The sequence below is a fragment of the Flavobacterium sedimenticola genome, assembly GCF_030053345.1.
GTDB classification, from domain to species: domain Bacteria; phylum Bacteroidota; class Bacteroidia; order Flavobacteriales; family Flavobacteriaceae; genus Flavobacterium; species Flavobacterium sedimenticola.
On sequence record NZ_JASGBP010000004.1, the window covers coordinates 20452 to 45852 of the forward strand.

General features: G+C 42.2%; 21 protein-coding genes. 14 read left to right on the forward strand and 7 right to left on the reverse strand.

Annotated features, from left to right (window positions below):
- Positions 1 to 66 precede the first annotated feature (66 nt).
- From uvrA to QHT84_RS08000, 8 genes are all read left to right on the forward strand, one after another.
- Positions 67 to 2898: an excinuclease ABC subunit UvrA gene (uvrA, locus tag QHT84_RS07965; RefSeq protein WP_283239032.1), complete on the forward strand. Its 2832-nt coding sequence runs from the start codon at positions 67 to 69 to the stop codon at positions 2896 to 2898.
- 145 nt (positions 2899 to 3043) lie between these two features.
- Positions 3044 to 3769 (forward strand): LOG family protein, encoded by a 726-nt coding sequence (locus QHT84_RS07970; RefSeq protein WP_283239033.1) that lies wholly within the window; start codon positions 3044 to 3046, stop codon positions 3767 to 3769.
- Positions 3770 to 3859: 90 nt separating this feature from the next.
- Positions 3860 to 5293, forward strand: a complete 1434-nt coding sequence (locus QHT84_RS07975) for an MBOAT family O-acyltransferase (RefSeq protein ID WP_283239034.1) — start codon at positions 3860 to 3862, stop codon at positions 5291 to 5293.
- Positions 5293 to 6183, forward strand: coding sequence for a hypothetical protein (locus QHT84_RS07980; RefSeq protein WP_283239035.1), 891 nt, complete (start codon positions 5293 to 5295; stop codon positions 6181 to 6183). Before QHT84_RS07975 ends, QHT84_RS07980 begins: the two co-directional genes overlap by 1 nt.
- Positions 6180 to 8993 (forward strand): gluzincin family metallopeptidase, encoded by a 2814-nt coding sequence (locus tag QHT84_RS07985; protein ID WP_321169577.1) that lies wholly within the window; start codon positions 6180 to 6182, stop codon positions 8991 to 8993. Before QHT84_RS07980 ends, QHT84_RS07985 begins: the two co-directional genes overlap by 4 nt.
- A 186-nt stretch (positions 8994 to 9179) precedes the next feature.
- Positions 9180 to 11585 (forward strand): alpha-ketoacid dehydrogenase subunit alpha/beta, encoded by a 2406-nt coding sequence (locus tag QHT84_RS07990; protein WP_283239036.1) that lies wholly within the window; start codon positions 9180 to 9182, stop codon positions 11583 to 11585.
- A 261-nt stretch (positions 11586 to 11846) separates the two neighbouring features.
- Positions 11847 to 13136 carry a peptidase T gene (gene pepT / locus QHT84_RS07995; RefSeq protein WP_283239037.1) on the forward strand — a complete coding sequence of 430 codons (1290 nt, stop codon included), beginning with the start codon at positions 11847 to 11849 and terminating at the stop codon, positions 13134 to 13136.
- Positions 13137 to 13321: 185 nt separating this feature from the next.
- Entirely contained in the window at positions 13322 to 13903 is a 582-nt protein-coding gene (locus tag QHT84_RS08000; RefSeq protein ID WP_283239038.1) for a YdeI/OmpD-associated family protein, read from the forward strand.
- Positions 13904 to 14005: 102 nt separating this feature from the next.
- Here the strand turns inward: QHT84_RS08000 and yajC are convergent, their stop codons facing one another.
- The 4 genes from yajC to QHT84_RS08020 form a co-directional block, all read right to left on the reverse strand.
- Entirely contained in the window at positions 14006 to 14281 is a 276-nt protein-coding gene (gene yajC, locus QHT84_RS08005; RefSeq protein WP_283239039.1) for a preprotein translocase subunit YajC, read from the reverse strand.
- Positions 14282 to 14289: 8 nt separating this feature from the next.
- Positions 14290 to 14685: a DUF1573 domain-containing protein gene (locus QHT84_RS08010; RefSeq protein ID WP_283239040.1), complete on the reverse strand. Its 396-nt coding sequence runs from the start codon at positions 14683 to 14685 to the stop codon at positions 14290 to 14292.
- Between the two features lie 10 nt (positions 14686 to 14695).
- Positions 14696 to 15601: a transcription antitermination factor NusB gene (nusB, locus tag QHT84_RS08015; RefSeq protein ID WP_283239041.1), complete on the reverse strand. Its 906-nt coding sequence runs from the start codon at positions 15599 to 15601 to the stop codon at positions 14696 to 14698.
- Positions 15602 to 15712: 111 nt separating this feature from the next.
- Positions 15713 to 16819 carry a Glu/Leu/Phe/Val dehydrogenase dimerization domain-containing protein gene (locus QHT84_RS08020; protein WP_283239042.1) on the reverse strand — a complete coding sequence of 369 codons (1107 nt, stop codon included), beginning with the start codon at positions 16817 to 16819 and terminating at the stop codon, positions 15713 to 15715.
- A gap of 197 nt (positions 16820 to 17016) precedes the next feature.
- On the opposite strand from QHT84_RS08020, the gene QHT84_RS08025 reads away from it, so the two are divergent.
- A complete protein-coding gene (locus QHT84_RS08025) occupies positions 17017 to 18774 on the forward strand; it encodes an ABC transporter ATP-binding protein (RefSeq protein ID WP_283239043.1) in 1758 nt (585 codons plus the stop codon).
- Between the two features lie 70 nt (positions 18775 to 18844).
- Positions 18845 to 19222, forward strand: a complete 378-nt coding sequence (locus QHT84_RS08030) for a PUR family DNA/RNA-binding protein (RefSeq protein ID WP_283239044.1) — start codon at positions 18845 to 18847, stop codon at positions 19220 to 19222.
- Positions 19223 to 19288: 66 nt separating this feature from the next.
- On the opposite strand, the gene QHT84_RS08035 is transcribed toward QHT84_RS08030, so the two are convergent.
- The 3 genes from QHT84_RS08035 to QHT84_RS08045 form a co-directional block, all read right to left on the reverse strand.
- The gene (locus QHT84_RS08035) at positions 19289 to 19630 is read right to left on the reverse strand and encodes a tRNA-binding protein (RefSeq protein WP_283239045.1); all 342 of its coding nucleotides are present in this window, start codon (positions 19628 to 19630) and stop codon (positions 19289 to 19291) included.
- Positions 19631 to 19668: 38 nt separating this feature from the next.
- Positions 19669 to 19956 carry a cytochrome c gene (locus tag QHT84_RS08040; protein ID WP_283239046.1) on the reverse strand — a complete coding sequence of 96 codons (288 nt, stop codon included), beginning with the start codon at positions 19954 to 19956 and terminating at the stop codon, positions 19669 to 19671.
- A gap of 106 nt (positions 19957 to 20062) precedes the next feature.
- Positions 20063 to 20995, reverse strand: coding sequence for a peptidylprolyl isomerase (locus tag QHT84_RS08045; RefSeq protein ID WP_283239047.1), 933 nt, complete (start codon positions 20993 to 20995; stop codon positions 20063 to 20065).
- 73 nt (positions 20996 to 21068) lie between these two features.
- Between QHT84_RS08045 and QHT84_RS08050 the strand changes: the two genes are divergently transcribed.
- The 4 genes from QHT84_RS08050 to QHT84_RS08065 all read left to right on the forward strand — a co-directional run bounded on the left by QHT84_RS08050 (position 21069) and on the right by QHT84_RS08065 (position 25379).
- The gene (locus tag QHT84_RS08050; protein WP_283239048.1) at positions 21069 to 21518 is read left to right on the forward strand and encodes a DUF1569 domain-containing protein; all 450 of its coding nucleotides are present in this window, start codon (positions 21069 to 21071) and stop codon (positions 21516 to 21518) included.
- A gap of 124 nt (positions 21519 to 21642) precedes the next feature.
- Positions 21643 to 22320 (forward strand): tRNA (guanosine(37)-N1)-methyltransferase TrmD, encoded by a 678-nt coding sequence (gene trmD / locus QHT84_RS08055; RefSeq protein WP_283239049.1) that lies wholly within the window; start codon positions 21643 to 21645, stop codon positions 22318 to 22320.
- Positions 22321 to 22571: 251 nt separating this feature from the next.
- Positions 22572 to 22922: a 50S ribosomal protein L19 gene (rplS, locus tag QHT84_RS08060; protein WP_283239050.1), complete on the forward strand. Its 351-nt coding sequence runs from the start codon at positions 22572 to 22574 to the stop codon at positions 22920 to 22922.
- A 234-nt stretch (positions 22923 to 23156) separates the two neighbouring features.
- Entirely contained in the window at positions 23157 to 25379 is a 2223-nt protein-coding gene (locus QHT84_RS08065; RefSeq protein ID WP_283239051.1) for an NADP-dependent isocitrate dehydrogenase, read from the forward strand.
- Positions 25380 to 25401 lie beyond the last annotated feature (22 nt).

Consider the following 25401-nt stretch of genomic DNA (forward strand, 5'->3'; position numbering starts at 1 on the left):
TAACTTATCGTTTTCCTATATAAATTTTACCCGCAAAACATTACCTTTGCGTTTTGCCTAATTGCTATGCTTGATACAGAGAATACGATTGAAGTACTCGGCGCCCGAGTGCACAATCTCAAGAATATTGATATTACGATTCCGCGTGAAAAACTGGTCGTGATTACCGGTCTTTCGGGCTCCGGAAAATCGTCGTTGGCATTTGACACCATTTATGCCGAAGGACAACGCCGCTACATCGAAACGTTTTCGGCTTATGCGCGTCAGTTTTTGGGTGGCTTGGAGCGTCCGGATGTAGATAAAATTGACGGTCTTTCGCCCGTGATTGCCATAGAGCAAAAAACCACCAGCAAAAGTCCGCGTTCTACCGTGGGCACCATTACCGAAATATACGATTTCCTGCGGTTATTGTACGCGCGTGCCGGAGAAGCCTATAGTTATGTGACTAACGAAAAAATGGTTTCCTATTCGGATGAGCAAATCAGAACATTGATTATGCAGTATTTTGCCGGCAAACGCATCACTATTTTGGCTCCGATTATCCGCGCGCGAAAAGGGCATTATGCCGAGTTGTTCCAGCAAATTACCAAACAAGGGTTTCTGAAAGTTCGGGTAAATGGTGAAGTACAGGATTTACTACCGGGCATGAAACTCGACCGGTATAAAACCCACGACATTGAAATTGTGGTCGACCGCATGGTGGTAGAGCCTAATGAAGACCATGAAAAACGTTTGACAGAAAGCATAAAAACCGCCATGTATCACGGTGAAAATGTGTTGATGATTTTGGATCAGGACACCCATGAAGTGCGGTATTTCAGTCGGAATTTGATGTGTCCCACATCCGGGATTTCCTATCAAAATCCGGAACCGAATTTGTTTTCCTTCAATTCTCCCAAAGGGGCGTGTGACACTTGTAAAGGTTTGGGCACCGTACACGAAATCAACTTAAAAAAAATTATTCCGAATCCTAAGCTCTCCATTAAAAACGGCGGTTTTGCACCGCTGGGCGAATACAAATCGTCCTGGATTTTCAAGCAATTGGAAATCATAGGGGAAAAATTTGGTTTTACCCTGACCGATCCGATTGAAAAAATTTCGGAAGAAGCCATGCAGATTATCTTGTACGGCGGCAAGGAAAAATTTTCGGTGGCCTCGAAAACCTTGGGTATTACCAAAGAATACAAAATTGAATTTGAGGGTATTTCCCATTTTATCAAAAACCAATTTGACGAAAGCGAATCGGTGTCAATTAAGCGCTGGGCCAAAGAGTTTATGGACGAAATTGAATGTCCGGAATGCCATGGCTCGCGTTTGAAAAAAGAAGCAATGTATTTCCGCATCGATGACAAAAATATTTTCGACTTGTCGACCATGGATATTTCCGATTTGTCAGCTTGGTTTGATACGTTGGAGACGCGTTTAAGCGATAAGCAACGTATTATTGCTACCGAAATCGTCAAAGAAATCAGAGACCGCTTGCGCTTCTTGGTCAATGTTGGCTTGAATTACCTGGCTTTACACCGCAGCTCCAAATCGCTTTCGGGCGGCGAAGCGCAACGCATTCGCTTGGCAACCCAAATCGGGTCCCAACTCGTTGGCGTATTGTATATTTTAGATGAACCGAGTATTGGGTTGCATCAACGCGACAATGAAAAACTGATTCATTCGTTAGAACAATTGCGAGACATCGGCAACTCGGTTTTAGTGGTAGAACACGATAAAGACATGATGGAGCGTGCCGATTATGTCATTGATATTGGCCCGAAAGCCGGGAAATACGGCGGTGAAATTATCAGCAAGGGAACGCCTAAAGAATTGTTGGCGGAAAATACAATAACGGCGCAGTTCTTAAACGGCACCATGCAAATTGAAGTTCCTAAAAAGCGACGCGAAGGCAACGGAAAATTCCTGAAACTAACCGGTGCTACCGGCAATAATTTGAAAAATGTGAGTCTCGAATTGCCGTTAGGGAAACTGATTTGTGTTACCGGCGTATCGGGCAGCGGCAAATCGACGTTGATTAATGAAACGCTGTATCCGATTTTAAATGCGCACTTTTTTAATGCGGTGAAAAAGCCGCAACCCTATAAAAAAATAGAAGGCTTAGAGCACATTGACAAGGTCATTGATATCGACCAAAGTCCGATTGGGCGCACCCCGCGCAGCAACCCGGCGACGTATACCGACGTGTTTTCGGAAATCCGAAGTTTGTACACGCAAACGCCGGAAGCCATGATTCGCGGCTACAAAGCCGGTCGATTCAGTTTTAATGTGTCGGGCGGACGATGCGAAACCTGCGAGGGTTCGGGTGTGCGCACCATAGAAATGAGTTTCTTGCCCGATGTGTATGTCGAGTGCGAAACCTGTCAAGGCAAACGGTTCAACCGCGAAACGTTGGAGATTCGCTACAAAGGCAAATCGATTTCGGATGTGTTGAACATGACGGTGGATGAAGCCGTAGTGTTTTTTGAAAACATTCCGAAAATATACCGCAAAATCAAAACGATACAAGATGTGGGTTTGGGTTATATTACCTTGGGCCAACAAAGTACAACGCTTTCGGGCGGTGAGGCGCAACGCATTAAATTGGCTACCGAATTATCGAAAAAAGATACGGGGAATACGTTTTACATTATGGACGAACCCACCACAGGATTGCATTTTGAAGACATTCGCGTGTTGATGGAAGTAATCCGGAAATTGGTCGACAAAGGCAATACCGTATTGATTATTGAGCACAATATGGATGTGATTAAACTGGCCGATCACATTATTGATGTGGGCCCGGAGGGTGGCAAAGGCGGCGGTGAAATTTTGTGTGCCGGTACGCCGGAGGAGATTATAAAAAACAAGAAAAGCTATACGGCTCAATTCCTGAAAAAAGAACTAAATTAGCAGGCTTTTTTAGCCCGGATGGCAGCGGCATCCTTTTTATTGTTTGTTGAAAAGCCCGATGACCGGGATTAGGGTGACCAACAATAAAAAGATACAGCGAACAGCCGGAAAAGCTTCAAAAAAAAAATTAATATAAAAAAGAGTTATGGCATTTGATCAGTACGAAAACGAAGACGAGAGAATTCACGATAAGTTAAAACAGAAAACCTGGAACGAAATCCGAACCAATGACAGTTGGGCGATTTTTAAAGTCATGTCGGAGTTTGTAAACGGATACGAAAGTATGGCGCGTATTGGGCCGTGTGTATCAATTTTTGGATCGGCGCGCACCAAGCCCGACAACAAATACTACCATTTGGCAGAGAAAATTGCTTACAAAATCAGTAAAGCGGGTTACGGAGTGATTACCGGCGGCGGTCCGGGGATTATGGAAGCCGGAAACAAAGGCGCGCACAATGGCGGTGGGACTTCGGTAGGATTGAACATTGAATTGCCGTTTGAACAACATTACAACCCGTATATTGATAAAGATAAAAACTTGAATTTTGACTACTTCTTTGTACGCAAAGTGATGTTTGTGAAGTATTCGCAAGGTTTTGTGGTCATGCCCGGTGGTTTTGGTACGTTAGACGAATTGTTTGAAGCGGTGACGTTGATTCAGACTAAAAAGATTGGGAAGTTCCCGATTATTTTGGTCGGCAGCGAATTTTGGTCGGGTTTAATTGACTGGATTAAAACCGTGATGATTGAGAAAGAACACAATGCGAGTCCGGATGACATGAACCTTATTCGCATCGTAGACACCGAAGATGAAGTGGTGGAAGTGCTGGATAATTTCTATAAAAAATACAATTTAAGTCCTAACTTTTAAGAAGTTCATTTTTAGCCTTAGCTTTTAGCCGCAGTCAAGCGCTAAGGGCTAGTTGCTAAAAGCTGACAGCTAATTGCTAATTGCGCCCACATGTTTTTCAACTCGTTTCATTTTGCGGTTTTCCTGCCCCTAGTATTTTTGATGTATTGGTTTGTAGGCCAAAAGTCGAAAATCAATCAGAACTACATCCTCATTTTGGCGAGTTATTACTTTTACGCCTGTTGGGATTGGCGGTTTCTGTTTTTGTTGGTGTTTTCTACCCTACTCGATTATTTTTCGGCCCTCCAAATTGAAAAAAGCCAGACCCCCAAACAAAAAAAGCTATGGCTGTGGTTGTGTATTTCAATCAACTTAGGCTTTTTAGGCATTTTTAAATACTACAACTTTTTTGCTCAATCGTTTGCTGCTTTATTCCAATCGGTGGGTTGGCAGGTTAGTCCTATCCTACTCGATGTAGTATTGCCGGTAGGAATATCGTTTTACACCTTTCACGGGTTGTCGTACATTATTGATATTTATTACGGACGCATCAAATCGGAGAAAAATTTTGTCGATTATTCGTTGTTTGTAAGCTACTTTCCCTTGTTGGTGGCCGGCCCGATTGAACGCGCTACGCATTTGTTGCCACAATTGAAGAAACGTCGCAAATTTAATTTTGAAAAGGCCAAAGAAGGCGTCTATCAAATTATTTGGGGATTGGTCAAAAAGGTCGTTATCGCCGATACATGTGCCCAATATGCCAATGCTATTTTCGACCAATACCACAGCATGAATTCGCTTTCGTTGGTGTTGGGTGCGGTGTATTTTGCCTTTCAGATTTACGGCGATTTTTCGGGCTATTCCGATATTGCTTTGGGAACTTCCAAGCTGTTTGGCATCGATTTGTTGCGGAATTTCAACTATCCGTATTTTTCGCGCGACATCGCTGAGTTTTGGCGGCGTTGGCACATTTCGCTCACCACCTGGTTTCGCGACTACCTGTACATTCCGCTGGGCGGTAGCAAAGGATCGAAGTGGATGAAAATCCGAAATACGTTTGCCATCTTTTTGGTGAGCGGATTTTGGCACGGGGCAAGTTGGACCTTCATTGCCTGGGGATTGATTAATGCGCTGTATTTTATCCCGCTGTTGTTGCTCAACAAAAACCGAAACAACCTAGATACTGTAGCGTTGTCTTTTAACCTCGCCTCGGTAAAAACTTTTTTCAATATCCTGCTTACGTTTGCCATTACTTGTTTGGCCTGGATTTTCTTTCGTGCCAAAACAATACAGGATGCGTTTTCGTATATAGAGCGCATGGTAACCGATAGCCGCTTTGTGTCGCAGTACATGAGTATTGAGCGTTATAACTATGAACTGTGGCCTTTGTTGGTGATTTTTATCGTAGCCGAATGGAGTTGCAGAACCCAAACCGAGCCGATTTCGGGACGTTACAGTTGGGTAAAAATGAGTTTGTGTTTGGCGGCTATTTTGGCTTTAGGTGTGTTTTCGGATTATAAAGAATTTATTTATTTCCAATTCTGATGCAACAGTTTTTTAAATTCATATTGAACGTTTTGGGCGTGTTGTTACTCACCATGCTCCTGCTCGATCTGTTGTATACCGCGGTGTATCACCAATCGAATGACCGCAATAAAATTAGTTATTTATACCAATCGGAAAAAAAAGAGTACGATGTGGTCTTTTTGGGTTCGTCGCGTGTGAACAATCATTTTGTGCCTCAACTTTTTAACGACCAGGGCTATAAAACCTTTAACTACGGAATTACACGGTCGCGCTTGGAAGAGTCGGCCTTGATGTTAAAATTGATGGTCGAGCGTAACTTTAGCATCGATACGCTCATCCTTCAGGTAGATTTAAATATCAATACGAATGATCATTCGGAAGCGATTCGTTCGTTATTTATGCCTTATTGGCATCAATCCGGGGTCATTCGGACTCATTACCGGGAAATTCCGGAGTATAAGGCCATTCAATATGTCCCGTTTTACCGCTATATGCATTACGATTCGCGTATCGGATTTAGGGAAATGTACGCTTCACTTGTTCATAAAGAAACGAATGCTTTGTTTTATGACGGATTTTATCCGTTGTTGCAAGATCAACGACCGATGGTCGCTGCTGATTTGAGTAAATACTATCCGAAGCGAAACAAAGCGTACGAGGAAATTAAGGCCATTTGCCAACAAAACAACATCCATTTATTAGCCGTAACGACGCCTATGTGCAAGAGCACCGTGAACCGAGATTATTTTAACCATATCCAAAAGGTATATCCCGAAGTGTATCGCTTTGAGGATGCCGTGACAGACGATAAGTATTTCTCGACTTGCGGTCACTTGAACAAAGCCGGCGCCATCGAATATACCAAAGCGATTTTTAACGCCTTTTTTAAACCCAAAACGAAGTCTTGAAAAAGTTACTGATTCTCTTTATTTTTCTGAGTGGTATCGCACAGGCCCAACATCATTCCAAAATGACGTTGGAGGTGCATACGAATGAGAAGATCGTAACCGTGGTTCAGGAACTCACCTATCACCATCAGTCGAATGACACCTTGGTGTATTTGGTTTTAAACGATTGGAACATGGCCTATAGTTCGAAAGACACCCCTATGGCAAAACGTTTTTCGGATGAGTTCGAACGCGGTTTTCATTTGGCCAAAGACAATGAAAGAGGTCAAACCAAGAATTTAACGATTATCGATTCGGCCCAAACTTTTTTATCCTGGGAACGAAGCGACAAATATCCCGATGTCGTTCAGGTGCGCCTTCGAGACAAGCTGCTCCCTAATCAAAAGGTAAAAATTACATTAACGTACACCGTCAAAGTACCGCAGGATGCTTTTACCCATTTTGGGTACGGTGATAACGGAAAAATGGCGCTCAAAGACTGTTTTTTGTTGCCGGCGCGTTATGAAAACGGCGATTTTGTGCGGTATAACAATCTGAATTTAGATGATGCGGCAAACGCCCTTTCGGATTACGACATCAACATCAAAATCCCGCAAGGCTTGTCATTGACTTCCGATTTGGATGAACGCAATAAAGTTGCAAAATCGGAACAAACCCAATACACCCTTACGGGTAAAAACCGTCTTAACTTTAGTTTATTTATCGATGAAACCAAAGCCTTTTCGGTTTTCAAAAATAAACTTGTAGAGGTGCATTCCGATTTAAAAGACAATCGCTTAACCGACATACAGCGTGCTATCGTCATTGATAAAGTGGTGCATTACGTAGACGAACATTTGGGTCATTACCCGTTTCAAAAGATAACCGTTTCACAAGCTGATTACGACCGCAATCCGTTTTACGGGCTCAATCAATTGCCCAATTTTATCAGTCCGTTTCCCGATGAATTCATGTATGAAATTAAGTTTTTAAAAACCTATCTCAACAATTACCTGCACACTACTTTACAATTGGACAACCGCAAAGACAGTTGGATTTTCGACGGCATACAAGTATTTGTGATGATGCGATATATTGATGAGTTTCATCCGGAAGCCAAAATGATGGGTAACGTAGCCAAATTGAAAATACTCCGCGGCTATAACTTGGTCAGTTTGGATTTTAACGGACAATACAGCTATTTTTACATGCTGATGGCGCGCAAAAATTTAGACCAACCGCTGGGTGCTCCCAAAAACACTCTTATCCGTTTTAATGAAAAAATTGCGTCGAAATACCGCGCCGGATTGGCTTTAAAGTACTTGGACAGTTATTTGGAAAACAACATAGTTTCCAACAGTATCCGCGAGTTTATAACGCTGAATCAAACCCAACAAACGTCCCGCTCCGATTTTGAAGCAATTTTGCAATCGAAAGCGCCGAAATCCATCGATTGGTTTTTTGATAAAATCATATACTCGCGTTCGATTTTCGATTACAAATTCGATGAAGTCAGCAAAACCAAAGACAGCGTGCGCTTTTCCATCAAAAACAAAACCCAAACCAACGTTCCGATTCCGGTGTACGGCATCAAAGACAAAACGGTTGTATTTAAAAAATGGATTGATGTTTTTGAGAAAGACAGTGTTTTTACGGTGCCGAGAAACGGAGCCGAAAAAGTAGTCATCAATTACAAAAACGAAGCGCCCGAGTTTAATTTGCGCAACAACTGGCAGTCGCTGCGCGGTTTCCGGTTGAACAACCGACCCATAAAATTTAACTTTCTAAAAGATTTGGAAGACCCGAATTACAACCAAATCATTTACATCCCGACGTTGGAATTTAACTTGTACGACGGCTTGTTGCCCGGTATTCGTTTTCACAACAAAACCATTTTAGACAAACCGTTTAATTTTGATGTGAACCCAACCTTATCTACCAAAACCAAGAGTTTATCGGGGAAAGCCAATTTTTATGTCAACCAATTTAACCGCGACAGTAATTTATACAACATACGTTACCAGCTCAACGGTCATTACTTGCATTATGCACCCGACGCCTATTATGCCAAAATCAATCCGATGGTATTTTTGCGTTTCAGACCGGATGATTTCAGGGATAATCGAAAGGAAACGATTATCTTTAAATATATTATGATTGACCGGGAAAAATCGGCTTTCACGGTAGATGAAAATACCGAAAACTATCAGGTTTTCAATGCCAAATACCTCAACACAAAAACCGAAATCACACGACACTTTAATTTTTTAGGCGATTTTCAACTCTCCAAAACCTTTGGAAAATTAGCCGGAGAAATCCAATACCGCAAGCTGTTTGACGACAACCGTCAAATTAATTTGCGTTTGTTTGCAGGAAGTTTTTTATACCACAAAAACACCTCAAACTATTTCGATTTTGGATTGGACCGACCGACCGACTACTTGTTTGAAAGCGATTATCTGGGTCGCTCGGAAACCAGCGGCTTGTTTAGTCAGCAATCTATTATTTCGGAAGGTTTCTTTAAGTCGATGCTCGAGGTACGCTATGCCAATCGTTGGATGGTGACCACCAACATCAATTACACGTTGTGGAATTGGATTGATGCCTACAGCGATTTTGGGATGCTGAAAAACAAAGGCGTACCCGAAAAATTTGTCTACGACAGCGGTATTCGCCTCAATTTGGTGACCGATTATTTTGAATTATTTTTCCCGGTGTACTCCAATAACGGTTGGGAAGTAGGCGAAAAAAATTACGGGGAACGGATTCGATTTATCGTTACGTTCAACCCCGATACGCTGATTGGCCTTTTTACCCGAAAATGGTTCTAAACCGGAAGACAGCTTCGTAAAATTTACATTTTTATCTACAATATTTGCATATCACTGAATATTTTTTACTCAAACCTTCTTTTTAGAGTCGAAAATTATTGATACTGAAATTATATTTTTTCAACACTTTGATGGATATTTCGGCTTTTTACTTAAATTTGTTACTTCAATACAGCGATTCTCACTATGACGGAAGCACAAACCAAAACCGAAATCACATTCGACGATTTTAAAGCAGAAGTACTTAACGATTATAAAATAGCGCGTATCAGCCGCGAATGCAGTTTGCTGGGCCGAAAAGAAGTGCTGACCGGAAAAGCCAAATTCGGCATTTTCGGCGACGGTAAAGAAGTGCCGCAGTTGGCGATGGCCAAGGCGTTTCAGAACGGTGATTTCCGTTCGGGCTACTACCGCGATCAAACGTTTATGATGGCGATTGGTCAGCTCACCATCGAACAATTCTTTGCCGGTTTGTATGGCCACACCGATTTGGGGTACGACCCTATGAGTGCCGGACGTCAAATGGGCGGGCATTTTGCCACCCATTCATTAGACGAAAACGGGAATTGGAACAACTTAACCCAACAAAAAAACTCGAGCGCCGATATTTCGCCTACTGCCGGACAAATGCCGCGTTTGTTAGGCTTGGCACAAGCGTCCAAAATATACCGCAACGTGCGCGGTTTGGAAGATTTTATGAAATTCTCCCACCACGGTAACGAAGTGGCTTGGGGTACTATCGGGAATGCGTCTACCTCTGAAGGCTTGTTTTTTGAAACCATCAATGCCGCCGGCGTGCTACAAGTCCCGATGGTGATGAGTGTTTGGGATGATGAATACGGAATTTCGGTGCACGCGCGTTATCAAACGACCAAAGAAAACATTTCGGAAATCTTAAAGGGCTTCCAACGCGATGCCGACAACAACGGCTACGAAATCATGACCGTAAAAGGTTGGGATTATCCGGCTTTGGTGGAAACTTACCAAAAAGCCGCGGCCATTGCCCGCGAAGAACACGTACCGGTGTTAATACACGTACAAGAATTAACACAACCGCAAGGCCACTCAACTTCGGGTTCGCACGAGCGTTATAAAAACGCCGAGCGTTTGGCTTGGGAAGCCGAATTTGATTGTGTGGCGCAAATGCGTACCTGGTTAATCGATAACAATTTGGCCACAACCGAAGATTTGGAAACGATTGATAGCGAAGCTAAAAAAGAAGTGTTAGAAGGTAAGAAAGCCGCTTGGGCTGCCTTTGTAGCGCCTATGAAAGCTGAGCAAAACGAGTTGGTAACCTTGTTACATTCAGTTGCTGCCACAAGTTCGAATAAAGTCTTTATAGAAAAATACGCCACAGATTTGGCGGCCATCAAAGAGCCGATTCGCAAAGACATTATCACCACCGCGCGCAAAGTATTGCGATTCGTGGTGAACGAAAGCGGGCAGTCGTTATTGGCCACCTGGATTACCGAGTACACTAACAAAATACAGCCAAAATTCAGTTCGCACCTGTTTTCCCAATCGGCGCACAACATTGCCCACAGTCGTGAAGTAGCGCCTACCTATGATGCCGCTGCCGAGGAAGTAGACGCGCGTTTGGTGTTGCGTGATAATTTTGACGCTATTTTTAACAAATATCCCGAAGCTTTGATTTTTGGTGAAGACAGTGGAAACATTGGCGATGTGAACCAAGGATTAGAGGGCTTACAGGAAAAATACGGCGAGTTGCGTGTGGCTGATGCCGGCATACGCGAAGCCACCATTTTAGGACAAGGCATTGGTATGGCGATGCGCGGTTTGCGTCCGATTGCCGAGATTCAATATTTAGATTATTTGTTGTACGCCATTCAAATCATGAGTGATGACTTGGCGACTTTACAATACCGCACCCACGGCCGTCAGAAAGCGCCGTTAATCATTCGAACACGAGGCCACCGCTTGGAAGGGGTTTGGCACTCGGGTTCGCCGATGGGTATGATTATCAATGCCATTCGCGGGATTCATGTCTTGGTACCGAGAAACATGACTAAAGCGGCCGGGTTTTACAACACCTTGTTGGAAACCGACGAGCCGGCCTTGGTGGTAGAATGTTTAAACGGCTACCGTTTGAAAGAAAAGATGCCGACCAACTTGGGCGAATTCAAAACGCCGATTGGTGTGGTGGAAACGATACAAGAAGGCACCGACATCACCATTGTTTCGTATGGTTCAACATTGCGCCTGGTGGAGCAAGCCGCCAAAGAATTGTCGGAAGTAGGCATAGCCGTGGAAATCATTGATGCGCAATCGTTGTTGCCGTTTGACGTGAACCACGACTGTGTGAAAAGCGTGGCCAAAACCAACCGTTTACTTGTAGTAGATGAAGATGTACCCGGAGGTGCTTCGGCTTACCTGCTGCAACAAATTGTAGACGCGCAAAACGGCTACCAATACTTAGACAGCGCACCGCAAACACTGGCCTCTAAAGCGCACCGTCCGGCCTATGGCACTGATGGGGATTATTTCTCGAAACCTTCGGCCGAAGATATTTTTGAAAAAGTATATGCGATTATGCACGAAGCCAAACCGGACCAGTATCCGAGTTTGTACTAATAGAAAAGAGGAACCTATCGGTTCCTTTTTTTTTGTGACGTTTTGTCTAAAGAAACCCTTCGACAAGCTCAGGGTGACATAGTGCATCGTTATTGTTTTTAGTTTAAAAAACAAACTCCCTTTAATCAACAAAACGCAATCGTTTCCACCGTGTCACCCTGAGCCTATCGAAGGGCAACTTACAACTTAGAACCTACAACCCACAACTTAGAACCTCCAACTTCCGCCCCTATTTCTTATCTTTACCAAAAATTAAAAACCATGCAACATATTATTGACCGCTTTATCAGCTATGTCACTATTGATACCGAATCGGATCCGAATTCGACTACTACGCCGAGTACCAAAAAACAATTCGATTTGGCGAACAAATTAGTAGAAGAATTGAAAGCCATCGGTATGAAAGAAGTCACTATCGACAAACACGGGTATGTGATGGCCACTTTGCCTTCGAATGTAAAGCGCTCGGTGCCTACCATTGGCTTTGTGTCGCATTTTGACACCACGCCCGACTTTACCGGAAAAGATGTAAAACCGCAAATTATTACCAACTACGACGGTGGCGACATTGTTTTAAATAAAGAGCACAACATTGTCCTATCGCCGAGTTACTTTAAAGATTTATTATTATACAAAGGCCAAACGTTAATCACCACGAACGGATTGACCTTATTAGGCGCCGATGACAAAGCCGGAATTACCGAGATTGTAACGGCGATGGAGTATTTGATTCAGCATCCCGAAATAGAGCACGGTAAAATCCGCGTATGCTTTACCCCCGATGAGGAAATTGGCCGCGGCGCCGATTTGTTTGATGTAAAAAAATTCGGAGCCGATTGGGCCTACACCATGGACGGCAGTCAGATAGGCGAATTGGAATACGAAAACTTCAACGCCGCTGGTGTAAAAGTGACCATCAAAGGAAAATCGGTGCATCCCGGGTATGCCAAAGGCAAGATGATTAACTCGATGCTGATTGCCAACGATTTTATCAACGCCTTGCCAAATGGCGAAACGCCTCAGGAAACCAAAGGCTACGAAGGGTTCTTTCACGTAACCGGATTAACCGGCAGCATCGAAGAAACCAAATTGGAACTGATTATTCGCGACCACAGCATGAAGAAGTTCCGAGCGCGTAAAAAATTGGTGGAGAAAATTGCTCAAAAAATCAACAAGCAATACGCCAAACAATTTGGCGAAGACATCCTGATTTGCGACATCAAAGACCAATACTACAACATGAAGGAAAAGGTAGAACCGGTGATGTTTGTTGTGGATTTGGCCGAGACTGCTATGAAATCATTAGGGATTAAACCGTTGATTAAACCCATTCGCGGCGGTACCGACGGTAGTCGTTTGTCGTATATGGGATTGCCGTGTCCGAATATTTTTGCAGGTGGCCACAACTTCCACGGGAAGTACGAATACGTTCCGGTAGAGAGCATGCAAAAAGCGGTAGAAGTGATTGTAAAAATTGCGGAATTAACGGCTACAACTGATTTCTCTAAAGCAAAAAAAGCAAAAAAAGAGAAAAAGGCGAAGAAGAAATAAGAGGTTAAAAACGGTTCTCGATTAGCTACGCTCCGTTCGGCTTTGCCACGGGTCATCCCGATTTCCAATTGGGATACTCGAACTGACGAATAGGATAAGCGGGCGTCACTTCGAGTTTTTCATATTGTTGGTCACCGCAAGATGAAACGTATCGAGAAGCGCATCTAAAATTAAATTTTTATCAAATGAAAGAAACCAAAAACCCTTGGATGAAAAACGACCAATGGACGGAAGCCATAGGGAAGTTACGCGACATTGTTTTGAAAACGGAATTGGTCGAAACTCAAAAATGGGGCGGTGAAGTCTATACGATTAACAACAAAAATGTGATTGGTATCGGCGGGTTTAAAAACTATTTTGCGTTGTGGTTTTGGAACGGTGTCTTTTTAAAAGACGAAGCCAAGGTATTGGTCAATGCCAACGAAGGCGTTACAAAAGGACTGCGCCAATGGCGTTTTACGTCGGCGGACGAGCTTAACGAAAAACTGATTTTGCAATACCTACACGAAGCCATCGCCAACGAAAAAGCCGGTTTAACCCTCAAGCCCGAAAAGAAAGAAGCCATGCAATGCGATTTCTTTGCCGCGGCGCTGAGAGACAATACGGCTTTAAAAGCCGCTTTGGAACAATTAACGCCTTTCAAACAAAAAGAATACTGGGAGTATATGGCTACGGCCAAACAAGAAAAAACCAAAGTAGCCCGCTTGGAAAAAATCACCCCGATGATCTTGGAAGGCAAAGGTTTTAACGATAAATACCGAAAGTAGTTGTAAGACTAAAGTAGTAAGACAAAAAATCCCAAACTTCGAGAAGTTTGGGATTTTATATTTAGCGCGTATCAGTCTTGATACTTAATACTTAGAATACGTTTACGCCTTTTTATTCAAAGCTGCCGTTAATTCTAACGAGATGGCAGAGCGCTCGATTTTTAATTTACCCGACATGGTTTCAATCACGGCAGTACCTTCGGAAAGTTCGGCAATTTTACCGTGAAATCCGCTTTTGGTAATGATACGGTCGCCTACTTTGAGCCCGGCTTCAAATTCTTTTTCTTGTTTGATTTTCTTTTGTTGCGGTCGGATCATAAAAAAATAAATCACCACAAACATTAGTAAAAACGGTAAAAACTGACCTAATTGTCCCATAATAATTGTTATTTAGTTGGAAGCGATGCTTCGATATTTGCTTTAATATTTAATACTTTATTGCCGTGTTCCACATTGCAAAAAACGGTAACCGATTTCGAGTGTTCGCCCGATTTGCCGTGGGAATCAAAAGACACTTTGATTACGCCCGATTCGCCCGGTTTTACCGGTTCTTTAGGATAGGCCGGCACGGTACAACCGCAAGACCCTTTGGCATCGGTAATAATCAAATCGGAGCCACCGGTGTTGGTAAACTTGAAATCGTGCACTACTTTATCGCCTTGCTTGATGGTGCCAAAATCGTGTACCTGACTCTCGAAGGTCATTTCGGTGGGTTTCTTTTCGCAGGAAGTGGTCAGCATGGCTAACGTGATGACTAACACTAAACTGATTTTCTTGAACATAGTTGATGTTTTATAATAGACCTCTGCCGGTTTTTTTGATTTTATTTTCGTTTTGAAACTCTTTCACCAAATTATCCAAAATACCGTTGATAAAAATACTGCTTTTAGGCGTCGAATATTCTTTGGCAATTTCGAGGTATTCGTTAATGGTTACCTTGATGGGAATAGACGGAAACTTCAAAAACTCACAGATGGCCATTTTCAGAATAATGGTATCGATTTCCGCTATACGATCGGCGTCCCAATTGGGGGTTTTATCGATGTATTCTTTGGCCAAATCCAATTCGTTTAAAACCGTTTTTCGGAACAAATGGCCCACAAACTCTCGGTCTTCTTCATCTTTATACAATTTCACCACTTTAAAATCGTCTTTCTCCGAAATGGCTTTGAGCTGTTTTTGGATTTGGGTATTCACTAACGGAATATCATCGGTCCAAGTGAGTTTATGGTCTTCTAAATAATCGTAAAGTTTTTCATTGGGCGCAATCAATTCGGTAAACATATCGATAACGAATTGCTTGTCTTCCTCAAACGTATTAATGCGGTTGCGCATGTATTTAGCATACAAGTCACTTTGTTTGATTTCGTTAAGCAAAATCAGAATATAATCGTCATTGAGTACCCAATTGTTGATTTTGCGTTGCTCCAGGGCAATGCTGAGCGAGCTGTTGTCTTCCAATTGAAGCAGCACGGCATTGTTGATGAATTTTGGGTTGGGATTTTTTTCTTCGGGTGTTGCCAAATGTTTTTTGCTGGACGTGTCCAAAAAAACAATTTCTTTTTTTCTGATTTCGGTCAGCGTAGACAACATGATAAGATACAAATCTTGAATATTATCAATACTTTGGATTAAGAATTTTTCTTCTTTCTCCAAATCATCAGTATTTTTTTGATGCATCGCGTAGATGGATTGCATCACTTTTACCCGAATATGTCTTCTGTTTAACACCTGTAAGAACTTTTTAAAATTAACAACGCGAAAGTTGCCTTTCGCGTTGCAAAAATAGGAATATTTTAAAGCTAATCCTTATTTATTAGCGTTTTCTTTTTTTCTTTGATCAATTCTGTTTTGCGCAATTTGCATAGCCGCTTGTTGCGTGGTCATGTTATTCACATCGGCAAAATTGAAAATCTCCAACGTAGTATTGTAGATGTTTTCGGTTCTGCGCATGGCTTCGGCTTTGTCGTATTTTACGATTTCACCGTATACATTGATGATGCCACCGGCGTTGATTAAGAAATCGGGCGCATACGCAATGCCTCTTTCTCTTAAAATTTGACCGTGAACCGCTTCCACCGCCAACTGATTGTTAGCCGCTCCGGCAATAACTTTAGCTTTGATTTTGTGGATGGTTTCATCGTTAATGGTAGCACCCAAAGCACAAGGAGAATAAATATCCACATCGGCTGCGTATAAGTCGGCTCCCGTAAAAATCTTAGCGCCGTATTTGGCTACCATATTTTCCATTTTATCTTGGTGAATATCGGACACAAACACCTCAGCGCCTTCTTGCGTCAAATAGCTGATAAGCGTTTCTCCGACATGACCGGTTCCTTGTACCAATACTTTTTTACCGTCTAATTTTTCAGAACCGAATTGGTATTTGGCCGCTGCTTTCATTCCCATATAAACCCCGTAAGCCGTTACCGGTGACGGATTTCCTGAACCACCGATTTCTTCCGAGATACCGGTTACAAATTTCGTCACTTTGTGGATTCGGTCCATGTCTTCGGTAGTGGTACCTACATCTTCAGCAGTAATATATTTTCCACTTAAAGAATTAACAAATTCGCCAAATCGCGTAATCATTTCCGGCGTTTTATCTTTTTTAGAATCTCCAATAATTACGGCCTTTCCGCCTCCTAAATTCAAACCGGTTATAGCCGATTTGTAGGTCATTCCGCGGGATAATCTCAAAACATCATTCAGTGCTTCCCACTCATTGGCGTAATTCCACATTCTTGTTCCACCCAACGCCGGTCCCATAACTGTGTTATGAATACCAATTATTGCTTTTAATCCTGTATCTTTGTCGTGACAAAAAACAATTTGTTCGTGGTTATCAAACGAAAGTTGACCAAAAACAGGATCCATTTTTGCAAGCGCTACCGGTGTAGTGATTTCTGAAGTCATAATTGTAGTAGTATTAATTAAAGACTTTTTAAAAAAGTCGGTACAAAAGTATAATATTATTCAATAAAATTCGTTGACAGCTCTAATAATTAGTAATTTGTTAATAAATTCAATTTATACCAACAATATCATAATTTCGTTATTATTAAACATTTTAACATTTTTAAGGCCCTAAGTCGCATTTCTTTAAAAATAACATGAAAGAACTTCAGTATTTAAATAAATATTTTGTCAAATACAAATTCCACTTTTTATTAGGAATTTTAATCACTATTGTAGCCCAAATCTTTTCTTTGTTTACGCCGAAGTTGGTCAGCAAATCGTTTAAAGCCATCGAGGACTTTCACAAGAACAATTTGAGTGACGCTGTGATTAAAACCGAACTCACTCACAATATTCTTTGGATTGTAGGCACCACACTGATTGCCGGGGTATTGACTTTTTTAATGCGACAAACGTTAATCGTAATGTCGCGTCATGTAGAGTTTGATTTGAAAAATGAGGTGTTTCGCCACTACGAAGTATTGGATCAAAACTTCTACAAACGGAACCGAACCGGCGATTTAATGAATCGCATCAGCGAAGACGTAGCAAAAGTCCGAATGTATGTTGGTCCCGCTGTGATGTACACCATCAACACCTTCATCCGATTTACGGTAGTGATTATATACATGTATAATGTATCGCCTTTGCTTACCTTATACACCATACTGCCGCTGCCGATTCTCTCCTTTATTATCTTCCGATTGAGCACCGAAATCAACAAGCGAAGCACTACTTTTCAACAGTATTTATCCAAAATATCCAGTTTTACGCAAGAAGTGTTCTCGGGCATCAGAGTTGTAAAAGCCTATGCTCTCGAGAAGCAACATCAGGACAAGTTGGTGGATTTGGCCAAAGAAAGCAAAGCCAAGAGCATGAGTTTGGCACGCGTGCAATCGCTATTTGGTCCTTTGATGATTGCCTTGATTGGCGTAAGTAATTTGGTGGTGATTTATTTTGGCGGTTTAATGTATATAGACGGGAGTATCAAAAGTATTGGTACCATAGCCGAGTTTATATTGTATGTAAACATGCTGACTTGGCCGGTGGCTTCTATCGGATGGGTTTCTTCTTTAGTTCAGGAAGCCGAAGCCTCGCAAAAACGCATCAATGAATTTTTAAAAATAGAACCTGAGATTAAAAATAAATACAAAGACCGAAGTATTATTGCGGGTGAAATTGAATTCAAGAATGTGACCTATACTTATGAAGACACGGGAATTACTGCGCTACAGAATGTTTCTTTCACGGTCAAAAAAGGAGAAACCTTGGCCATTTTGGGTCAAACCGGAGCCGGAAAATCGAGTATCTTGACATTAATTACCCGAATGGATGACATCAAAGAAGGGCAAATCCTGATTGATGGCCAACCTATCGATCAGTTGAACTTATTCGATCTCAGAAACAGCATCGGTATCGTCCCTCAGGATGCCTTTTTATTTTCGGATACCATCAAAAATAACATCAAATTCGGAAAAGAAAACGCGACCGATGACGAAGTCATCAACGCGGCTCAAAAAGCGGTAGTACACAGCAACATCATCAATTTTACCCAGGGTTATGATACCGTTTTAGGGGAACGCGGCATTACGCTTTCGGGCGGACAAAAGCAACGGGTTTCCATTGCACGAGCCATCATCAAAGACCCGCAGATATTGTTGTTTGACGATTGTCTGTCGGCCGTAGACACCGAAACTGAGGAACAAATTTTGAATAATTTATTGGAAATCAGCAAAGGCAAAACCACCATCATTGTGAGCCACCGAGTGTCTTCTGCCAAGAACGCCGATAAAATTATTATTTTGGAAGAAGGACAAATTATTCAAGAAGGCACTCATAATCAATTGGTAAACCAAGAAGGATATTATGCCGAATTGTACTTGAAACAACTTTCGGAAAAAGAAATACACTAATTGTTGCTTGGTAACAAAAATTTTACCATTTTTGAACTGTACAGAAACATTATAAATTGATTGAACGTATATGAGAGAAAATGATATGTTAGAAAAAGATGAGATTTTTTCTAAAGTTTTAAGAGCAGGGCGAAGAACATATTTCTTCGATGTGAGAGCTACCAAAGCTGACGATTATTACATCACGATTACCGAAAGTAAAAAGTTTACCGAAGAAGACGGATCGTTTCACTTTAAAAAACACAAAATTTATTTATACAAAGAAGACTTTGCCGCTTTTACGGATATTTTAGGTGAAATGACCGCCTATGTTTTAAACCACAAAGGGGAAGAAGTGATTTCGGAAAGACACCAAAAAGACTTCAAAAGAGAATACCAAACCGAAAGTTCAGAAGAATCGAAAACTTCCGACAAGAGTTTTACCGATATTGATTTTGACGATATTTAAGATAATACAAGGCCTAAGCCACTAAGAAGTAAACCCAAAGACGTTTTTGTTTTTGGGTTTTTATTTTTAACCGATACGCAATCCGTTTTCCACTTTACTATCGGAAGTCAGCAACACGATATCATTGTCCAAACCCACAGAACCCAATACTAAGCATTCGCTCATAAAATTCCCGATTTGTTTCTTGGGAAAATTAACCACGGCTACAATTTGCTTACCGATTAAAGCTTCTTTGGTGTAGCGCTTGGTAATTTGCGCCGAAGATTTCCGGATTCCGATTTCGGTACCAAAATCAATGACCAATTGATAAGCCGGTTTTCGGGCCGCCGGAAAATCGTTGGCTTCCACAATCGTCCCGACACGCATTTCTACTTTTTCAAAATCGGTCCACGTTAAATTTTGTTCCATATTTTTACTAAAAAAGCACTCAAAAGAGTGCTTCATGATTAATTCATCGTCAAATAATTATAGATTTTTTGGCCTTGTGCATCGTCTAACCGGGCTTTCTTTTGCATGCGCAACACGATAGGTTTCCATTGTTCGGCGGAGAAATCTTTAGCCTGATACAACTTATGGCAGCTGGAGCAGTTATTTTCATACAACGATTTGCCTTCTGCCAATTCCGGTGTCAGCGCTTTTTCAGTGGAAACGGCAACGGTTGGCGCACTCGATTTAGAGGCACACGAGTACATAGTGGCTGCCAAAATAAGTAAGGCCGGTACTTTATATTTCATGGTTTTTAATTATTGGTTAGAGTAAAAATATTAAAAAATCCCAACCGTAGCCGATTGGGATTGGGTTTTAATCAAATATTAATTTTCTGTACCGTAAACAGAGGGTTTACTTTACATCCATCAACTCTACGTCGAATATCAAAGTAGCGTTCGGCGGAATAACGCCTCCGGCTCCGCTCGCCCCGTATCCTAAATAGGACGGAATTACAAAACGGGCTTTATCGCCTACTTGCAATAGGGCAATCCCTTCGTCCCAACCTTCAATGACATGGCCTTTTCCTAACGGGAATTCAATGGGTTTTTTGCGCGGATACGATGAATCAAAGGTTTTGCCGTTTTCCAATTGACCGGTATAATGTACCGAAACAGTTTTTCCGGCCTCCGCTTTTTTACCATTTCCTTTTTGGATGATTTTGTAGCGCAAACCGCTTTCGGTTTTGTCGAAACCGGCCGCTAATTTTTCCATTGCCGCTTCGGCAGCTTTTTTGGCTTCCTCGATTCTTCTTTGACGGGAGCCTTCAAACGTACGGAACGCTTCAATGGCATTCCACGCTTGGGCTTCCTCACCTACTCGGATGATTTCGATATTTTGGATGATGTCGCCTTGCACAATTTGGTTAACGATATCTTGCCCTTCTACTACGTGACCGAAAACGGTGTGTTTGTCATCTAACCAAGTGGTTGGGACATGCGTAATAAAAAATTGAGAGCCGTTTGTTCCCGGACCCGCATTGGCCATCGATAACACGCCCGGCTTGTCGTGACGCAAATCGACATGAAACTCATCGTCGAAGTTGTAACCCGGTCCGCCGGTTCCGATGCCTTGCGGACAACCGCCTTGTATCATAAAATCGGGGATAACGCGGTGGAATTTTAAACCGTCGTAATAGGGTTTGCCCATAGCTTTGGCTGAATTCTCCAATTGCCCTTCGGCTAAGCCAACAAAATTCCCTACAGTTCCCGGTGTTAAATCGTGTGTTAATTTTACTAAAATCGATCCTTTAGTGGTGTTGAATTTAGCGTATATTCCGTTTTCCATTGCTTTAATTGTTAAAAATACGGTGCAAAGTTACTACAATATATTGTAAATTTGATGACCTAAAAACAAAACCATGCCTTCCATTTACAACAAAACCGATAACGACGCTTTCATTGCCCGAATTGAACAACTCACCCCCGAAAGTAAAGCTTTGTGGGGCAAAATGACCGTAGACCAGATGCTGTCTCACTGTCAGGCGCCTATGGATTTTGCCTTCGGAAAAATTCCGATGAAAGCTAATTTTTTGATGCGATTGATAGGAAAGTTGGTAAGAAACAAAATATTGAACTCGAAAGAATACCAAAAAAACAGTCCGACTGCTCCGGCATTTATTCGGAAAGAAGTGTATGATTTTGAGGAAGCCAAAAAAGGCCTGATTGAACGCATAAACACCTTCTCGGAACTGGGCCAAAAAGCCATTAAAACTACCAAGCATCCTTTTTTTGGGGAGATGACCTATGAGGAATGGAGCAAAATGCACACCATGCATTTGGATCATCACTTAAGACAATTTGGTGTTTAGCCCGGGTTGCAGCGGCATCCTTTTGCCTTGTTTTATGACAAGGCAAAAGATAGAGCGGAAAACCGGAAATAGCTTCACACTTCGACAAGCTCAGTGTGACATTCTATTTTTATATCTTTGCGCCATGCGAATTGACATCATTACCATATTGCCCGACTTACTACGAAGCCCGTTTGAAGGTTCGATTATGAAACGCGCCATCGAAAAAGGTTTGGTGGAAGTGCATTTTCACAACCTGAGAGACTACACCACCAACAAGCAAAAAAGCGTAGACGATTACCAATTTGGCGGCGGTGCCGGAATGGTGATGATGGTGCAACCCATAGACGATTGCATCACGCATTTGAAAAGCCAACGCGATTACGACGAAATTATTTACATGACGCCCGACGGCGAGACGTTGAACCAAAAAATGGCCAACTCGATGTCGTTGTATGAAAACATCATTATTTTATGCGGGCACTACAAAGGCGTAGACCAACGCGTGCGCGATCATTTTATCACAAAAGAAATTTCGATAGGCGATTACGTACTTTCGGGTGGTGAAATTGGCGCCATAGTGTTGTGTGATGCTTTGATTCGATTGATTCCCGGCGTGTTGAGCGATGAAACCTCGGCTTTGACCGACAGTTTTCAGGACAACTTATTGTCGCCGCCCATTTATACCCGACCGGCCGATTACAAAGGTTGGAAAGTACCTGAAGTGTTGACCAGCGGTCATTTTGCCAAAATAGAAAAATGGCGGGAAGATATGGCGTATGAGCACACTAAAAACCGACGTCCTGACTTGCTTGAAGAGTAAGTTCTTCGTTTACATTTTGAACATTGAGCTGGAAATACTTCGTAAGTAACTGACAAAAAGCTATTTGCAAGTTTCTTTTTTCTTTGAAATAATTCAAAAATTATAATCCGAAATTGCTTCGCCAGTCTCAAAACAAATCCAAATTTGTTTTGTTCGTGTCAAAATAATTATATAAATTTGCCCCCACATTTGACCAACCTCTGGCGAGAACCGTGAATGTTGCTCAGATTTTAAACCATAATAATCATAAAATGGCAAATTTAGTAGATTTCGTTAATAACGAATTGTCAACCAAAAAAGATTTCCCTGAGTTTGGTGCCGGAGATACTATCACGGTATACTACGAAATTAAAGAGGGTGAAAAAACAAGAACTCAGTTTTTTAAAGGAGTGGTAATCCAAAGAAAAGGAGCAGGATTAACTGAAACTTTTACCATCCGTAAAATGTCAGGTGCTGTAGGTGTAGAGCGTATCTTCCCGGTAAACATGCCTGCGTTGCAAAAAATTGAAGTGAACCAAAAAGGTAAAGTGCGTAGAGCTCGTATCTTCTACTTTAGAGAACTTACCGGTAAAAAAGCAAAAATCAAAGAGAGAAGAAGATAATTTACTCCTTTGTGCTCATAAAAAAAGTCCCGATTGTATCGGGACTTTTTTTATTCCCGAAAATTTACCTTGGAAATTTTGACAATTCTGTATTTTTTTTCCCTTTAATTGGCAATATCATAATTCAATCGATTTCGTTATAGGTTGGCTTGATTTCTTTATATTTGCATGGCTTGAAAATGAACGACTTCAGCACAACGAAAAGCCAAAAATACAAACGAAATACACTACCCAATGACACAAAAATCTAAAATCCATTACACGCTGACCGATGAAGCGCCGATGTTGGCGACGCATTCTTTCTTGCCCATCGTAAAAGCGTTTACAGCTCCTGCCGATATCGATATTGAACTCCGAGATATTTCGTTAGCCGGCCGAATATTAGCCAATTTCCCTGAGTATTTAAAAGAAGACCAAAAAGTTAGTGATGCCTTAGCCGAATTAGGCCAGTTGGCCACTACCCCGGAAGCCAACATCATTAAACTTCCCAATATATCGGCTTCTATTCCGCAATTAACCGATGCCATTGCCGAATTACAAGCACACGGCTATGCGGTTCCGAATTATCCGGCTGATCCGAAAAATGAAGAAGAGCAAAAAATTAAAGCGTCCTATGCTAAAGTATTGGGCTCTGCCGTGAATCCGGTGTTACGCGAAGGCAACTCTGACCGTAGAGCTCCGAAAGCCGTGAAAAATTACGCCAAAGCCAATCCGCACTCCATGGGCGCTTGGTCCAAAGATTCCAAAACGAAAGTGGCACACATGCGTGAAGGTGACTTTTACGGCACCGAACAATCGGTTACCGTAGCCAATGCCGGGCAATTTAAAATTGAATTTGTCGGTAAAGACGGTTCGGTAAAGGAACTCAAAGGACTCTCTAATTTGAAAGCCGGAGAAGTCATTGATTCTTCGGTGATGAATCTAAAAGCATTAAAAAAGTTTGTCTCTCAAACCATCGAAGAGGCCAAAGCAGCCGGCGTTTTATTGTCGGCTCACTTAAAAGCCACGATGATGAAAGTGTCTGACCCGATTATTTTCGGAGCCATAGTAGAAGTATATTTTGCCGAGGTGTTTGCAAAATACGGCGACACCCTAAAATCGTTAGGCTACAATGCCAACAACGGTTTGGGCGATTTGTATGTTAAAATCGCCGGGCATCCGCAGGAGGCCGAAATCAAAGCGGCTATTGATGCTGCCATAGCGCATGGCCCGGCTTTAGCGATGGTGAACTCCGACAAAGGAATTACCAACTTACACGTTCCTTCGGATGTTATTGTAGATGCGTCGATGCCGGCCATGATACGTACTTCGGGACAAATGTGGAATGCCGAAGGAAAACCCCAAGATACCTTTGCTTTAATTCCCGATCGTTGCTATGCCGGCGTATATGTCGCCACTATAGACGACTGTAAAACCAACGGCGCTTTAGATCCGAAAACAATGGGCTCAGTTCCCAATGTCGGATTGATGGCGCAAAAAGCGGAAGAATACGGTTCTCACGACAAAACGTTCCAAGCCGAAGCCGACGGAAGCATTCGGGTTACCGATGCCAACGGTACCATTTTGATGGAACAAACCGTAGAAGCCGGAGATATTTTCAGAATGTGTCAAACCAAAGACGCACCAATTCAGGATTGGGTTAAACTGGCCGTGAACAGAGCGCGTTTGTCGGCGACACCGGCTATTTTTTGGTTGGATGAAAACCGTGCCCACGACCGTGAAATCATTAAAAAGGTAAATCACTATTTAAAAGATTACGATATCTCCGGATTGGATATTCGCATCATGAATCCGGTGGATGCCACTAAATTATCTTTAGAAAGAATCCGCAAAGGATTGGATACCATTTCGGTGACCGGAAACGTATTGCGTGATTATTTAACCGATTTATTCCCGATACTCGAAGTGGGAACTTCGGCCAAAATGTTATCGATTGTGCCGTTGATGAACGGCGGTGGTTTGTTTGAAACCGGTGCCGGAGGCTCGGCTCCGAAACACATTGAACAGTTTATAGAGGAAGGGTATTTGCGTTGGGATTCGCTTGGCGAATTTTTGGCTTTGGGCGCTTCTTTGGAGCATTTGAGTCAGACACAAAACAATCCGAAAGCCATGATTTTGGCCGAAACCTTAGATGTGGCTACGGAAAAATTCCTGGCGAATGACAAATCGCCGGCGCGAAAAGTGGGTCAAATTGACAACAGAGGTTCACACTTCTACTTGGCAATGTACTGGGCTGAAGCTTTAGCAACACAAACCAAAAACGCCGAATTACAAGCCAAATTCGCTCCGATTGCCGAAGCATTAACAGCCAATGAAGCCATTATTAACAACGAGTTGATTGGGGCGCAAGGAAAGCCACAGGATATTGGTGGCTATTATCAACCGGTAAAAACACTGACCGATAACGCGATGCGACCAAGTGCTACTTTTAATACGATCCTTTCGCAATTAGCGTAATTCAAGTATAACAAATAAAAAA

What these genes read in the sequence shown, in the direction of transcription:
- uvrA (WP_283239032.1), top strand. Translation starts at nt 67, where the DNA reads ATGCTTGATACAGAGAATACGATTGAAGTACTCGGCGCCCGAGTGCAC.
- QHT84_RS07970 (WP_283239033.1), top strand. Translation starts at nt 3,044, where the DNA reads ATGGCATTTGATCAGTACGAAAACGAAGACGAGAGAATTCACGATAAG.
- QHT84_RS07975 (WP_283239034.1), top strand. Translation starts at nt 3,860, where the DNA reads ATGTTTTTCAACTCGTTTCATTTTGCGGTTTTCCTGCCCCTAGTATTT.
- QHT84_RS07980 (WP_283239035.1), top strand. Translation starts at nt 5,293, where the DNA reads ATGCAACAGTTTTTTAAATTCATATTGAACGTTTTGGGCGTGTTGTTA.
- QHT84_RS07990 (WP_283239036.1), top strand. Translation starts at nt 9,180, where the DNA reads ATGACGGAAGCACAAACCAAAACCGAAATCACATTCGACGATTTTAAA.
- pepT (WP_283239037.1), top strand. Translation starts at nt 11,847, where the DNA reads ATGCAACATATTATTGACCGCTTTATCAGCTATGTCACTATTGATACC.
- QHT84_RS08000 (WP_283239038.1), top strand. Translation starts at nt 13,322, where the DNA reads ATGAAAGAAACCAAAAACCCTTGGATGAAAAACGACCAATGGACGGAA.
- yajC (WP_283239039.1), bottom strand. Translation starts at nt 14,281, where the DNA reads ATGGGACAATTAGGTCAGTTTTTACCGTTTTTACTAATGTTTGTGGTG.
- QHT84_RS08010 (WP_283239040.1), bottom strand. Translation starts at nt 14,685, where the DNA reads ATGTTCAAGAAAATCAGTTTAGTGTTAGTCATCACGTTAGCCATGCTG.
- nusB (WP_283239041.1), bottom strand. Translation starts at nt 15,601, where the DNA reads ATGCAATCCATCTACGCGATGCATCAAAAAAATACTGATGATTTGGAG.
- QHT84_RS08020 (WP_283239042.1), bottom strand. Translation starts at nt 16,819, where the DNA reads ATGACTTCAGAAATCACTACACCGGTAGCGCTTGCAAAAATGGATCCT.
- QHT84_RS08025 (WP_283239043.1), top strand. Translation starts at nt 17,017, where the DNA reads ATGAAAGAACTTCAGTATTTAAATAAATATTTTGTCAAATACAAATTC.
- QHT84_RS08030 (WP_283239044.1), top strand. Translation starts at nt 18,845, where the DNA reads ATGAGAGAAAATGATATGTTAGAAAAAGATGAGATTTTTTCTAAAGTT.
- QHT84_RS08035 (WP_283239045.1), bottom strand. Translation starts at nt 19,630, where the DNA reads ATGGAACAAAATTTAACGTGGACCGATTTTGAAAAAGTAGAAATGCGT.
- QHT84_RS08040 (WP_283239046.1), bottom strand. Translation starts at nt 19,956, where the DNA reads ATGAAATATAAAGTACCGGCCTTACTTATTTTGGCAGCCACTATGTAC.
- QHT84_RS08045 (WP_283239047.1), bottom strand. Translation starts at nt 20,995, where the DNA reads ATGGAAAACGGAATATACGCTAAATTCAACACCACTAAAGGATCGATT.
- QHT84_RS08050 (WP_283239048.1), top strand. Translation starts at nt 21,069, where the DNA reads ATGCCTTCCATTTACAACAAAACCGATAACGACGCTTTCATTGCCCGA.
- trmD (WP_283239049.1), top strand. Translation starts at nt 21,643, where the DNA reads ATGCGAATTGACATCATTACCATATTGCCCGACTTACTACGAAGCCCG.
- rplS (WP_283239050.1), top strand. Translation starts at nt 22,572, where the DNA reads ATGGCAAATTTAGTAGATTTCGTTAATAACGAATTGTCAACCAAAAAA.
- QHT84_RS08065 (WP_283239051.1), top strand. Translation starts at nt 23,157, where the DNA reads ATGACACAAAAATCTAAAATCCATTACACGCTGACCGATGAAGCGCCG.